This window comes from Pedobacter sp. HDW13 (genome assembly GCF_011303555.1).
Lineage (GTDB): Bacteria > Bacteroidota > Bacteroidia > Sphingobacteriales > Sphingobacteriaceae > Pedobacter.
The window spans coordinates 4,671,645-4,686,550 of the sequence record NZ_CP049868.1; the positions used below are offsets into that span (position 1 = coordinate 4,671,645).

The following is a 14,906-nucleotide window of genomic DNA, read 5'->3' on the forward strand; positions in this document are numbered from 1 at the left end:
AGGGCATGTTATGGTATTGTTATTTCGAGGTGATTTCTTTTATGCAACCGGTTTATGGCTATTAGAGTCTAAAGTCAGGTACAACCAGCAAATTACCTTGTTAAGCTTAGCGGAACTTTAGTTTCGCCAATAAGCCATTGACCTAAACGAAAATAGTCCTGTTGCATAAGGGCAACAAGACTATAATTTTCTAAAACAGCTTTTAGCTATTTTGTTTTTTTTAAGCTATTTTTTGCTCTGGTATCTGTGAAAACTGCAGCCTTGTTTTTCAATTTCTTTACTAATTTAAAACTGTCGAAAACTTCACCTGATGCTTTGTAAGCCGTATAATTCAGTTCATCACCATTTACAGAGATAATCTGGAATAGTTGAGTATCTTCTGCAAATACGTCCATCCATTTTGGTTCCACATCTATTTTATACATTTTTGGCCCAGCTACCGATACTACATACATTGGGCCACCTACCTTCCCGGATGTACCTGTTGGTAGATTTTGACCGCGACTGTAAGTGTGGTCGTGTCCCTGCATCAGTAAATCAACGTGGTATTTGTCAAAAAGTGGTTTAAATGCTGCTCTGAATTCCTTATTGTCGCGACCTTTTGCGGTAGAGTAAATAGGGTGGTGGTAGGTAATCATTGTCCATTTTTTCGGGTTGTTTTTAAGCACATCTTCTAGCCATTTCGCCTGAATTTTAAGGGAATTTGAGTCTAAGACAATCATTTGAGAGTTTAGTGAAATGATTCTTACGTTAGCATAATCTACATAATAAACGGATTCCTTTAATCCATCCGGGCCATTTTCAGGTAAAGTATACTGTGCGCGCCAGTGAGGATCGAGGGTTAATGTTTTCTCCTCATCCCGAAAATATTCGTGGTTACCTGAAGATGGAATACTTGGAATCATGCCATTGATAAAACCGCCACCAAAATGCCATTCTCCCCATTCGTTGTCGTTATTAGAACGATTAATCAGATCCCCGGCGTGCACAATAAAGCTGGCATCACCATGCGTAGCAAAGGCTCTTCTGATTACCCTCGACCATTTCGATCTGATGTCATTTTGCGCATCACCCAGGTAAATGAAAGAAAAAGGTTTATCCTGAGCAGGAGCAGTTTTGAATTGAAACCATTCGCTCCAGTTTTTGCCATCGCCAACCCGGTAAGTGTAAACTTTATCGGGCTGCAGGCCTGTAAATGTTATGCTGTGGTAGTGGGCAGATGCATATTCTTTGCCCTTTAATACCGAGGTCGTTGCTGTAAACTCGCTCGATTCTGGTTTTTCCAGTTTCGGTGAGCTACTTTCTACCAGAACTTGTCCATAAGCCTGGTTTACTGTAGAGTCTGTTCTCCAGGTAACCGATTGTGTAGTGGCTGGATCTGCTGACCAGGTTAAAATAATCCGATCGGGGATTGAAGTAGGCTGGAATGGTTGTGCAGAGCTGCTTTTATAGCCAATACAAAACAGCGCTACAAGACTTATCTTCAAGATAATTTTATTCATGATAATTTTAGTGAAAAGGGGTGTATTTGAAACCTAGATTAGCCCATGATGAGTAATATTTATGGTCATTTGGCCTTCCGTCGCCATAATCTAAAATAATTTGAGCATTGTTGATGTTACTGATCCCCATGAAAATAGAGAAACTTTTGCTGATTTTTTGCGAGGCAGAAAAATCCAGCTGAATACGGCCTTTTTCCATTAAATCATTAGCTTCTACATCTGCAAGTTCAGAAATGAAAGTGTCGTAAAAATTTAAGGAAATACGACCAGAGAATCCGTATTTTTCGTAGGAAAGTGAAGCATTACCGACTTTTGGACGCATAGAAGGCAATCTTACTGTACGTTCGCTAACTAAGCCCGGAACTCTAAATTTAGATTGGATTTGGGTGAAATTACCATAAATACCGAATCCGTTTAAGAAACCCGGTAAAAAGGTAAGCTGCTGTTGCCAGGCAATTTCGTAGCCGTAAACATGTGCATTTGCACCATTTACGGTTTGTGTAACCTGGTAGCCATTAAAATCGCCGCCAACTTGAGTGTAAATACTTTCGTAAATATAATTTTCGATGTTTTTGTAGAATACGCCACCAGAAATTAATCCTAAAGATTTTAAATAATGCTCAAATAACAAATCAACATTTGTGGACGTAGCCTGATCTAAATATGGATTTCCGATTTTCATGCGCTTACGTCTTGGCTCAACTTCCTGCCAGGGCACTAAACCGTAATAACCCGGACGAGAGAGTGATCTGGTAACTGCAGCCCTGAAATTGGTGCGCGTATTTAAGGCATATTTTAGGTTTAAACTGGGGAAGAAACCTTCAAATGCAGATTTTGTATTTACCTTATTGGTGCTTACGTAATTACCTGTATTATCAAAGTTTACAATATTTCCATCATAGCTAAAACCAGTACGCTCGTACCTTAAACCGGTAATAATATCCAGTTTGTTTAAAGTAAGCTTACCCATTCCATAAGCGGTCGTTAATGATTCGTTTCCACTGTAAGAATCCGGATCGGTATTCTGGCGGATGTAAGTCGTGTTATCAACAAAAAGAGATTTGTTATTTTGGTAATAAGCTTCCATTAAATATCCATCAGAAATAGCGCCTGATAAATTATAGTTTCCATCAAAATATTCTTTACGTTCGTAATTGCCTAAAAAGTTTGATAGGGATAACCGGCCGGTTTTCAAAGTGTATTGATAATAACTTCGGGTGTGATCATCTTCTTTATACTTATAGCGACCACCAAATTTAATCAGCAACTTATTTTTCTCACTCAAATCAAAACTACGTTCAATATTGGCTGATGCCTGTCCATCTTTATCGTGTGCAATCTGATGGCGGTTGGTATAGTAATTTGTAGTATAGTTTGCTGCATTATCAGGATCTATGTTCCCAAAGTTGAATTGTGGCGCGCGAGGATTAGAAACATCCAGTGTTGCAGCTAAGCCTGTGTTAGTGAAATAACCATCAAAGTAGAGTGGTTGATCGTATAATCCGGTTGAATAGGTGAAATCTACATTTGCTTTCCAGTTATTGAACTCTGTTTTGTAGCCCAATGAAACGGTTGTCAGATCGCGATTGTAGTTTCTTGGTGTTCCACTAGAACCAATACTTACGCCGGATACGGTGTTAATATCTGCGTAGTTTCCAATGCTGTAACTTTTTGTTCCTCTGGTTTGAAGTTCATAAAACTTATTGAATGAACCTCTTAAATAAATCTGGCTTTTCTCTGTAGGGAAGAAATCAAGTTCGCCCTGCAAGCCTAAATTTTCGCGTCTCAAATCAGTTCCTTCCAGTTCCAGGTTAGAAAGCAATATCCTGTCTGTACCATTAACTTTATAAGTGCCATAGTCTTTTTGAACCCGGTCTTCGCCCCTGAAACTTTTGCTGTAGTTTACGCCGAACAAATAGGCCCATTTGTTCTGGCGTTTTCCATAAGTAACAGATCCATCAATATTTTGCTTACCAACTAAAAAGTTATGTCCGAATGAGCCTTTAAGCTGCAATTGCTGTTGCCCCGGTTTTGGCGTCTTAGAAATGATATTAACTGAGCCTGAGGTACCATCGGCATCCATATCCGGTGTTAGCGTTTTATTTACCTCAATGGCCTCTACAGTCGAAGATAAAATTCCGTTCAAATCAATTTCACGCGAACTGGTGGAGGTAGAAGGAAGTCTGTTCCCGTTTAAAGTTACCGATCCCATTGATTGGTCTAAACCTCTGATAATGATATTTCTTGGAAGTCCATAGCTGTAATCCATCGCAATACCGGGTACACGTTGCATGGCTTCGCCAACTGTAGCATCAGGGAAACGCTCAATCTGCTCTTCAGAAAGTACATATTTGATATTATCGGCGTTGCGCATGTTGCTTAATGCTACGGCCTCACCGCGTCTTATACCATTAACGGTAATGCCTTTCATGTCGTTATTTAAACCCGAAATCTTAAAATCGACATTGGTAATTTTGCCATCTTCGACATCAACCATGTACTCGCTTGTGTTGTAACCAATATAGTTTACTAGAAGTATTACTTTACCAACCGGAACATTTTCTATAATGAAATAGCCATTAACATCAGTAATGAATTTACGATTGGCTCCCTTTAAAATTATCGTTGCATAGGGAAGGGTTTTGTTGTTTTCCTTGTCTTTAACATAACCAATAATGGAGCCTGGTTTAGCTTGTTTAATAGATGCAGGTTTATTTTTGATGATAATCAATCCGCTTTCTTCGATCATCATCAATTGATTTTGTTGTAGAAGTGGTGTTAAAATCATCCTCGCTGTTTTAGCGAAATCGTTAACAGAAACTTTTTTGTTCGTATTTTCTAGGTTGGTGTAAACGAAACCAACTCCGGTTTTTTGTTCAATTTGTTTCAATACTTCTTTTAGCGGAACGTTTTTAAGGTTCAAACTAATTTTAGTGTCTAAGCCTGTTTGTCCGTTTGCAACTGTTGCATGCAAAAGGTTGATAAACAAGATAGAAGTAATGGCATAAATCAGGCTTATTCGCATAATTATTTTCATAAGGCGGTTAGCCCCATTAAAATTTTTCATAAATTTGGGTGTGTTTAAATGTTCGTATTTATTCATATTTCCAGATCAATCGAAAGTTCGCAGCTAACGATTAATCCTATTAAGGCCGTTTCCGGATTGGGATCGGCTTTTTAGTTTTCCTTACATGTGTTTCCTCCTTTTAGATAAATAGTTTGATCAATTTGGTTTATCTTAATGTTCATCACGGTTTGTATTGTTTTTAATATTGCAGGTAAATCTTTATGCTCAAATCTGGCAGTTAGTTTACACGATGTATGCGGATAAGCAGAGGTGTCAAATTTGATAGCAAACCTTCTTGATAAGGTAGCCAGAACTTCTTGAATTGGGGTTTGTTCAAAAATGAGCGAACCGTTTTTCCAGCTATCGGCCGGATTTATAATGATGCGTGCTTTCGAAAAAGTACTGGCAAGAGTATCAAAAGTTAAACTGTTGTTAGGCAATAAGAAAATGGGTTTAGCTTTATGCTCATTTGTTAAAACACCTACTTTACCCGATTTCACTGCAACCTGAATATGACCTTCATTCTTATAAGCCCTTACATTAAAGCTGGTACCATAAACTACCGTTTTTATTTTGCCACTCTCTACTACAAAAGGCCATTTATTGTGATGCCTGATATCAAAGAAAGCTTCACCAGAGAGTTGAACCAATCGGGTATCCGTTTTTGCAAAACCTTTTTGATAGCTGATGCTACTTCCGTAATTTAACATCACTGTTGAACTATCAGGTAGCGTTACCGATAACATTTTTCCGTAACCGGCAGTTTGGGTTGTCCATTCGGTTGGTGTGTTGGTGTTCTTGCTGTTTATGAAATTGATTCCAAAAACCAGTAATGCAGCTACACAGGCAGCCGCAATCCCATATCGCCAGTAAACATTTAATTTTGGACGTGTGTGGTTTAATTTCAAACCAGCTTTCAGATCAGGAATTTCAACTGTTTCTTCTGGTTTTAACTTTCCTGTAAGTTTCCAAAGCATTTCGCTCTGATGATATTTTTTTACATTTTCGGTATTTTCTGCAAGCCATAAGTCCAGTTCTTCTTTCGAAGACCTGGTTTCTGTACCGCTAAGCCGCTTAATAATATTGTTCCAAATTTCTTCTTTCATGTAGCTGTAGTCTTCAAGGTTAAAGACAGATCTGAAAGCAAAAAATACGGGCTGTTGAAGTTAAGCTTCTGTTAAGGATTGATTAAAGAAATGTTGGCAGTTTTCGTGAATAAACTTCATGCTTTTTGCAAGATGATCTTCTACCGTTCGGGGCGATATTTGAAGTAATTCTGCTATCTCGCTATAATTGAAGCCTTCAATCCGGTGCATGCGGAAAACGAGCTGCCTTTTTTCCGGAAGTCTTAATATTAATTTCTGCAGATAAATTAATTGATCTGATTCTTCCGCTATAAATTCATTTTGTTGAAATAAATCGGAAAGTATAGTGAGTTCATTTGTGTCAAAATAGCTTACCGCTTTTTTACTCAGACTCGTTAGATAATTTAGAGAGGCATTTTTAACAGACCTAAAAAGGTAAGCTTTAATGTTTTCGATTTCATTATCATTATTCCAGAGTTTCATGAATATATCATTCACTATACTGGATGAAATATCATCATCGTTTAAGAAATAATTAGCATAGTTTTTTAGTATAGATGCCCATCTTTTATAAAGCAATTCTACGTTGCTGTAGCCTTGCGCTAAAACTTTCTCCTGTTCAATTTTGGTAAACCTTTTCAACTGATGATAATCTGCCCAAAGTATGGAAGAAAATGTTAATGCCGTATTAATACAATGTTATGCTATTTAAAGGCTGAATGGATTTCATGACATAAAGCCCCGGTTCGAGAATGTTTAATAACTTAATATTGCCTTAATACAGCGCGCGGGTATAGGTTTTATTTTTGCCGTACAGAGATTCTCTTCGCAAGGCATGTTTAATAAAATAAATGATTTATCGGATGCATTACTATTGGAAAAGTATAAAAACGGAAGTTCTGCTGCCTTTGACATTCTTTTTAAAAGGTATTATTCAATGCTTTACCGCTACGCCTTAAAAAATATAAAGGATGCTTTTGTTGCCGAAGAACTGGTGATGGATGTAATGCTTGGCCTGTGGAAAAAGCAAGGTAATATTTTAATCGAAACGAATCTTAGCCCGTACCTTTACCGTGCTGTTAAAAATGCACTGTATAACCATTACAGAAAAAAAATACTGGTCACTGTTGAACTCGATGAGCAATTTGATGCTGAGATTGTAACCTCAAGGCCGGCAGATGATGCCTTGGTATATGCGCAGCTCGAAGAAATTTACCGCGAAAAACTGGCCGAATTAAGCCCTGCCCGCAGAAAGGTATTTCAGATGAGCCGCGAAGAAAATAAAACCTATGCCGAAATTGCCAGCGACATGAATCTTTCGGTAAATACAGTCGAGAATTATATGGTTGCGGCACTCAGCTTTTTCCGTAAGCAAATAAAAGAACATGCCGATTTTACCCTTATCCTGTTTTTAGCGCCATATATAGCCTTGTTTTTTCCTTCCTAAAGAAAAAAACTATTTTTTCTTTTTGATAGGTGGTGTCGTTAGAAAACGGTGTTATATCTATTGAAGAACACCATCAATGGATTATATAACAGAAAAAAAGAACCTCATCAGAAAGTACATCAATGGCGAATGTACGGCGGAAGAAACCGCTGAGATAAAATTGCTGCTATCAAGAGATGATCTTTCTATACTTTTTGATGAAGTGATGGATGAAATCGCTACACCAACTGTTGGTGTGCAACATGAACCCGATGTGGAACAGGCACTGGCAAAATTCCACAAAAAACAATCAGCCGGAAATACTGAAGATAGCGAGGTCAATATGGTAACCTTTCCATCAAAAAATATAAAACTTCGCAGGTATTTATCCTATGCAGCTGCGGTGTTACTTGTTATAGGTTCCGTTTCACTTTTGATACCAAGGTTAAAAAAGCCAAAGCAAAGTGCTGAGCTCGTGTACCAGCATTTCGAAAACCCGAACGGTAAACGTTCAAAGATTCTTTTGCCGGATAGCTCTGTCGTGTATCTGGGCTCAGGAAGTACACTTTCTTTTCCCTCAAAATTTGCAGCAAATGTGCGCGCCATCACTTTAAATGGTGAGGCCTTTTTTGAAGTTACCAAAAATCCGAAAAGGCCATTTATCATTCACACGGATAATGTAGTAACCAGGGTTTTGGGCACTTCTTTTAAAGTTGACGCCTTTTCAAACCAGCCGGTAAGTGTTCTGGTGAGTACAGGAAAGGTGAGGGTAGATCGCGAAGTAAACAAGATACTACAACCCATCGCGGTGCTATTGCCCGGGCAAAGTGTAGTGTGGAATGGAAAAACCGCACAAGCAGAGCTGGGTACTATACCTGTTAGCGATATTCTGGCCTGGAAAACCGGAAAACTGATTTTTAGAAAAACGAAACTGGCCGATATAGCAGCCATTTTACAAAGAACATACAATGTTGCTATCCAGATTAACAGTCCGGCAATTGCAGAAAGGCAGATCAGGGTGAATTTAACTACAGATATCCCGTTGAGCAAGCTGATCAGGATACTCAGCGTTGCAGGCAATTTTAACTATAAAATCAATCAAAATCATGTTAATATTTTTTAGGAGAGAAAGGATGGGGATGTAATAAACAGACTAAAAATAAAAACGTCCCCCTTTGAGGGAGGACGCGTAAATCATCAATGGACTGGCTGTTTTCGAAGACCCGTCAGCCCACGATAAAGTATTCATAATATCCGCCCTAAGGCGAAAAATCATAATGATCAAAAATATGCAAAAAGTATTACATCTGCATGTTTCTTTTCAATATGTAAGGCAATGCTGTAGTATTGTGTACCATGTTAAAAAGAGACTGAGGCAGGTGGCTGATAACAATCTGTGCGCAGATAAAATTTATTTCTTTATGAAATGCTCTTTTCTCGTGATCCTTGCAAATCTTACCGGCTTAGGGGTGCTCTTCGCCAGTAATGTATCGGGTCAGGATCTTAACCGGAAAATCAAACTTAAACTCCAGGCTGCTACCATAGAGAATAGTTTGGCTGTTGTAGAAAAGCAGAGCAATATCCAGATTAATGTGGCCATAAACCTGCTGGAAAAAGTAAGCAAAAAGGTAAACCTCAGTACCGAAAACATTACCGTTGCCGATGCGCTGAACAATATTTTGGCCAATACCAATCTTAAATATAGTGTGGTTGAAGGTTACGTAGTCATTACCCGTAAACCGGTGCCCATACTAATCACCGGAACAGTTTTCGATGAAAAGAATAAAGAAACACTGATTGGTGTAAGCATAAAGGTTAAGGGAAGTACAGCTGCAGCCTCAACCGATGTGGATGGGAAATTCCGCTTGACTGTACCGGAAGGGGGCGCTGTACTTGTGGTTTCATACATGGGGTATATTACCCGTGAGATTAGGGTAGATGCCAGTACAAAAGTACTCAATATTGCTTTAAAGGCCTCTTCAACTCAGTTAAATGAGGTCATGGTGCAAGCCCGGAGAAAAGGTAATACGGATGTTGCCGTATTGGATGAGCGTAAAAACTCAGCCATTGTGCAGGATGCCATTTCGGCGCAGTTAATTGAACGTACAGGCAGTATTACCACTACGCAGGCTTTACAACGTGTTTCGGGCGTAACCGTAACCGATGATAAATATGTGGCCATCCGCGGTTTGGGCGATAGGAGTGTGATCGGTCAGTTAAACGGGGTGCGTTTGGCTTCTTCTGATCCGGATAGAAGTACCATTCCTTTAGATTTGGTACCGGCATCATTGCTCGATAACATTACCATTTATAAAACCGTAACACCCGATAAACCTGCCGATGCCGCCGCAGGTATTGTAGAGTTGAAAACCAAATCAGTTCCCGAAAAGGAAACTTTCGAGATCATTGCCCAATCGGGTGTAAATTCAAATGTGGGCGTTGGTGGAGCTTACAATAGCTTTTGGAATAGCGATATGGGGGCTTTCGGAAATAAAATCAGTCAGAAAAATTTAAGTGAAGATTTTAAAAACCTTGCCAAGCAATATCCAAACGGACTGGGGGCTATTCAAAGTATGATTGCCAATAGCAATTATAGTCCAACTGCTTATCAGGAAGTAAATCGCATCAACAACATCATGCAGTCTTTCGATCCGGTAATGACCACGCAATACAAAAGGGCATCTTTAAACCAATTGTATTCTGCCACTTACGGTAATAGCTTCAATATTTTTAAAAAGCACAAGCTGGGTTTAATATTGGGTGGCAACTATTACCGCCGTATTACCGATATCAGTGGTGGCGATTTAACCCAGTATAGTATTTATCAGGGGGTGGTTACCGGTAATCCCGATGTTTACAGCCCGCGGAATATACCCAACTACATTACCCCGAACAGTTTATTTATGGGTAAATACCAAACCTATAAAGAAAACACGGGGGTAGAAACCCTAAATTATGGTACTTTGGTTGGCGTTACCTATCAGTTTAACCGCCGTAACGAAATCAGCATGCAGTACCTGGGCAGTTGGGGGGGCGAAACCAAGGCGACTAATTTATCTGGCAGGTACGAGTATACCGGTTTGCCAGGAGAAGTAAAAACCACTACATATTCGTTAAAACAGACTTTCCGAAACCTCAATACCTTTAATTTACAGGGCGAGCATAAGTTTTTTGATAGAGAATTGTCTCCACGTTTAAGTTATAATGTAGCCAGTTCGAGGTCGAAACAGAACGACCCTGATTTCAGGTTCGCCAGTTTAGCCGATTATACCCCAAGGGGAGGTGGTTATTACACCGTAGGATCCGGGAGCAGTGCACCGGCAACGGTTTACAGCAAACATCTTTATGCCCTAACCTCGGGTTATGTAAACGGTTTTGGTCCTTACGGCATTATACAAGCTGAACCTAACGGAAGAAGATGGAGAAACCTCGACGAGAAAAACTACAATTACAAAGGCGATTTAAGCATCCCTTTTAAACTTTTAGGACAAAAACAAGAGTTAAAAACGGGTATCAATTACCTGTTCAGGGACCGTAGTTTTAATGAGAACCAGCTTTTCTTGCCCGGATCTAATTTTACCAGTAACAGGGCCTTGCCACTTTATGGTGCTGAAGGTAATTTGAATAGGTTGGTGAGCAGCGAATTTATCGGTGTAAAACTTCCTACCGGTAATCAGGGGGAAGGCATGATGCCCATTGGTGGGTTTTTATACAACAGCCAGAAATCGCCTAACAACTACACCGGCTATTTCGAAACCAATGCCTTTTATGGTATGCTCGATTTAAAACTGACCGAAAAACTGCGTATTGCAGGTGGTGTGCGCTTTGAGATGACCAATATAGGTTCGTCGGTTGATACTTCGGGTGTATTTTTAGATCCTTCGCTTACTGCAGGTGGCGCGAATGGAAGCAAAATCCCGTTAAACCCCATCAACCCAAATTCGGTGTATAAAACGGGTTATAAACCATTTTATTCGGTTAATGCCACGTATACACTCAATCAAAACATGAATTTCCGTGGTGCTTATAATACCACGCTGGCACGACCCGAATTAAGAGAAATTACCAACGTGTTCGAGTTTGATGCCTTTCAGATGGGTTTGGTAGTCGGTAATCCAAACCTGAAAAACCAGTTTACCCAAAACCTCGATTTCAGGTGGGAATGGTTTCCCGCAAAAGGAGAAGTGCTTGCTATTTCGGCATTTGGTAAACGCATCGAAAACCAGTTGGTAAAGGTTTTTAGTTTACAAACTGCTGGTTTAGCCGCAACCTACCCGGAGTTTCCAACCATCCAGTTTCAGAACGACCCGAACGTGGGTAGAGTATGGGGACTTGAACTGGAAGTGGTAAAAAGCCTCGGCAACGTGTGGGATCCTTTAAAGAATTTCTATTTCGGTTCTAACTTATTGCTGGCGCAGAGTGATATCAAAAAAACGCCACAGCGTTACGAGGCTATCCGGTCACTCGATCGTTATACGCCAAAAAATAGTCCGCTTTTTGAGCAGGCTCCATACTCCATCAATGCCTGGTTAAATTACGAAAATCCAAAATCTGGATCTGATTTTACCTTAACCTTCAACGTAGTAGGCGAGCGTTTGGTGCAGATTAACCTCACTGGCGAACCAGATTTATATACCCGTCCGGTGCCGGTGCTTGATTTTGTATTCAGTCAGCGGCTGAGTAAAAGTGTCAAATTCAAAGGCTACGCCAAAAACATCCTCAACCCTGACATTAAAACGGTCTATGCCAACCCACAAACGGGCGGCAAATGGTACGGCAACGAATACATTAACCGAAGTTATACCCGTGGTGCCGAAATTATGTTGGGCTTTACCTATAATCTATTTAAATAATGAATAAGATAAATTATACCTGCTTTGGCCTGCTTTTATTCAGCATGATGCTGCTATTCCAGGCCTGTAAGAAGGAGAAAGTTGATTTTGAAACCGATAACCGGATCATCACCCAAAACCGGATTAATTCAACCGTGCGAATTATCAATGCAGCTGGTTTTAATCAGGTAATTGCCAATGGCGACAGTCTTACCAATTTTGTGGTTCGGGTGCCCAATTCGCCCAATAGTCAGCAATATCCTGGTACCTCCTATTTTCCATCCAATGGGCAGTTGGGTAAAATCTGGTCGGTTCCGCAGGATCTGTTTAATGCACAGGAAACGGCAAAACTCGATTTTATGACGAAAAGTTATGTGCCTACCCTTGCCGGTAATGTAAAAATCGACGTAAAAAACGATTATAATAACCCAATCGATTACATTTTGTTGCCAGCTTTCGCAATGGAAGGGCAACCTGAAGTTGTTCCTGTTAAAAGAGGGATTACCGCACCAGCTAAGCCCGATCATTTTAAGATTAGGGTGATAAATCTTTCCGGAAGCATTAAAAACCCTGGTTTTAACAGCAGTGGCCGCCTGGAAGACCTAACCGGAAGCGTATCGCTGGCCTATGCCGATGGCACCCTGGTTGATAACAGAACCAGTAATATCAGTGTTGCAACCAGAACTTCAGATTATATCGAAATCCCTTACGGAACCTATCAGTTCAAAATACTGATGCAGGATGGCAGGCAGATGCCAGCATTAGGAAGCGGTCTGGATGCCATTACATTGATCGATCCGCCTACTTCGACCATTCCAATCGATCTGATGAATTCTACCAAACAAACTTACGCGCCCATTCAAGCCTATCAGCCCGGTGGCATTTATACCATTTTAATTGCGCCACAGCGCTTTGATTATAATATTAATGAACTTGCCGAAACATCAACCACTTATCAGAACTCTTTTCAGGTGATTACTGATAATAGCCCGGCAGCTAATAATACTTATTTCAGGGTACAGGGTGTGAACGGATTTGCAGGTCAAAATGTAAGCTTTAAGGTAGATGGAAAGACCATCGCCAGCAATTTAGCTTTTGGAACAGCGGGTACTTACGAAAATTTTATCCAGGGCAACCATACGGTTGAAGCCATTGATGCCTCGGGCAAAACCATTGCAAGCGCCAGTCAGGTGCTGCGCCCGGCACAAAATTACACGGCATGGTTGTATGCCGATCAGTCGGGGCAGCTAAAGTGCTTATTGTAGCCAACGATTTAAGCGGCAGCGTTTACCTTGGTGCTGAAGACGATGCCACTTATAGCCGGAACCAATATAGCTATTTTTTCTTTAAGCGGTTTTTAAACCTTTCTGCAGGCAATCCTTACATCACTTTTACCCAAAGTAACGGACAATCATCAGCAGGAGGCAATGACAATGCAAATGCAGGTGTTAACCTTCAGCCCGGATTTCCGCTGTTCGAACGTCCTTACGTAAGCAGTACCTATACGCAAAAAGCATTCGAAATTATGGCCTACCGCTCTAAACCAAACGTAGTGCCGGGCATATGGGCCAGCGATATCGAGGTGTTAAAAAGCGAAGCATTTATTGCGGATAAAACACTTTACCAGAAAGTTGGCCGGGCATTGCCTGTACAGGAGCCTGGCATTTATACGATTGGTTTAATCGGGCAGTCGGGTACAGGGAGCACGCCTGCAAATAAAGCAAGAATGATCATTATCAAACATAACAAATAATGAAAACAGAGAAATTTAATAACCTGATTACGGCAGGCGGATTTAAACAGTTAGCCTGGCTTTTTGCCAGCTTCCTGCTACTCCTTAGCTCGGGCTGTGTTAAAGTAGAATATTCTAAAATTGACGATCCGGCTTATTTAAGAGTATTTAATAACCTTAATTATGTGCAAACACTTGGCAGTAAGGATAATAAGGTGCCATTTTTTTGCATGCTCATTAACCCGGTTGTGGATGGAAGCGGAATGCCTACAAGCGCCGAAATTGTGGGCGATTTTTTAGATCAGCGCGATGCTTATGCGCCGCCTTATCCATCGCATATCGGTACCAGCACTTCTGTTAATAACCCTGAATATCCAGGCAAAGAAAATGTATTGGTAGGGCCTGTTTTAAACGGCTTCGATTTAAGCAGCTGGGCACAGGTGCCATCCGGCAGGATCCGCATTATGTTTGCCTATAGGCCCAAAAATACTGTGCCCTTTTTTCAGTTGGAAAACCAGCTCAAAAAGGATATCCTGATCGATACCACCCTTAACCTCACCAATAAGGAAGTATATACCCTGCATCTTTTACAAAAAGATTTTGAAACCAAAAGAGCCGGGATTTTATTGCGTGAAGAGATTTTTCAGAAACTACCATTATCCGATTCGCTCAGCTATGTAAACTTTTACAACATGAGTGCTAAAGGTTACTGGCAGGCCGACAAATCGCTTAAAGCAGAGGATTATTTAATGGCCAGTTTTCAGAGTGGAATGAAGGATGACATGAATGTTTTCCTGTCGCTTTACGAAAACCAGAATATTTTGAGTCAAACTGAGGCTACTGTACCCGGATTTAAAGGTAAATATATAGCCAACGTTAAACTGAATACGGCAACCGGAATGGTAAATCCTTATGTAAGTTTCCCAATCTGGGCTGGTAAAACAGCCAATGGCATTACCACCAACATGTGGCAGCGCTTCGATTTTTTTGTGCCGGGAATGGATATTACCAATAATCCATTTTATCCAAACTCTATCGATAATGGGGGAAACTGGGTTTCGGTTAACTGTTTGCAAAACGGAAAGGTAAAGATGGCGAGTAATGATAATGCGGCCATATTGCCCAATCTGCTGGTCAACATCCACTCCGGTGTAAACAACCCCAAAACCTTTGCCACAGTAAATACCATAGAAGTGGTTAACGGCAGGGTTTATCTAACCACCATCCAACGGAAATATGCACCGCCCATTTATTAAAAAGAT

At 40.4% G+C, this 14,906-nt stretch carries 10 protein-coding genes; 6 read left to right on the forward strand and 4 right to left on the reverse strand.

Translation table 11 applies throughout. The features are described 5' to 3' along the window. Nucleotides 1-206: 206 nt before the first annotated feature. The 4 genes from G7074_RS19815 to G7074_RS19830 form a co-directional block, all read right to left on the reverse strand. Nucleotides 207-1,502, reverse strand: a complete 1,296-nt coding sequence (locus G7074_RS19815) for a metallophosphoesterase family protein (RefSeq protein WP_166210791.1) — start codon at nt 1,500-1,502, stop codon at nt 207-209. A 7-nt stretch (nt 1,503-1,509) separates the two neighbouring features. Beyond that, entirely contained in the window at nt 1,510-4,569 is a 3,060-nt protein-coding gene (locus tag G7074_RS19820) for a TonB-dependent receptor (RefSeq protein ID WP_166210794.1), read from the reverse strand. A gap of 110 nt (nt 4,570-4,679) precedes the next feature. Continuing rightward, nucleotides 4,680-5,675 (reverse strand): FecR family protein, encoded by a 996-nt coding sequence (locus G7074_RS19825; protein WP_166210797.1) that lies wholly within the window; start codon nt 5,673-5,675, stop codon nt 4,680-4,682. A 60-nt stretch (nt 5,676-5,735) separates the two neighbouring features. Beyond that, the gene (locus tag G7074_RS19830) at nt 5,736-6,296 is read right to left on the reverse strand and encodes a sigma-70 family RNA polymerase sigma factor (protein ID WP_166210800.1); all 561 of its coding nucleotides are present in this window, start codon (nt 6,294-6,296) and stop codon (nt 5,736-5,738) included. Nucleotides 6,297-6,489: 193 nt separating this feature from the next. Here G7074_RS19830 and G7074_RS19835 point away from each other — a divergent pair, with 193 nt between their 5' ends. The 6 genes from G7074_RS19835 (at nt 6,490) to G7074_RS19860 (ending at nt 14,900) form a co-directional block, all read left to right on the forward strand. Further along, on the forward strand, nt 6,490-7,101 hold the full coding sequence (locus G7074_RS19835; RefSeq protein ID WP_166210803.1) for an RNA polymerase sigma-70 factor: 612 nt from the start codon (nt 6,490-6,492) through the stop codon (nt 7,099-7,101). A 76-nt stretch (nt 7,102-7,177) separates the two neighbouring features. Continuing rightward, nucleotides 7,178-8,203: a FecR family protein gene (locus G7074_RS19840; RefSeq protein WP_166210806.1), complete on the forward strand. Its 1,026-nt coding sequence runs from the start codon at nt 7,178-7,180 to the stop codon at nt 8,201-8,203. Between the two features lie 298 nt (nt 8,204-8,501). Continuing rightward, nucleotides 8,502-11,933: a TonB-dependent receptor gene (locus G7074_RS19845; protein ID WP_166210809.1), complete on the forward strand. Its 3,432-nt coding sequence runs from the start codon at nt 8,502-8,504 to the stop codon at nt 11,931-11,933. Continuing rightward, the gene (locus G7074_RS19850) at nt 11,933-13,177 is read left to right on the forward strand and encodes a DUF4397 domain-containing protein (RefSeq protein WP_166210812.1); all 1,245 of its coding nucleotides are present in this window, start codon (nt 11,933-11,935) and stop codon (nt 13,175-13,177) included. The genes G7074_RS19845 and G7074_RS19850 overlap by 1 nt, the downstream gene beginning before the upstream one ends. After that, entirely contained in the window at nt 13,132-13,665 is a 534-nt protein-coding gene (locus G7074_RS19855) for a hypothetical protein (RefSeq protein ID WP_166210815.1), read from the forward strand. Before G7074_RS19850 ends, G7074_RS19855 begins: the two co-directional genes overlap by 46 nt. Further along, nucleotides 13,665-14,900 (forward strand): hypothetical protein, encoded by a 1,236-nt coding sequence (locus G7074_RS19860; RefSeq protein ID WP_166210818.1) that lies wholly within the window; start codon nt 13,665-13,667, stop codon nt 14,898-14,900. Before G7074_RS19855 ends, G7074_RS19860 begins: the two co-directional genes overlap by 1 nt. The last annotated feature ends 6 nt before the right edge of the window (nt 14,901-14,906 follow it).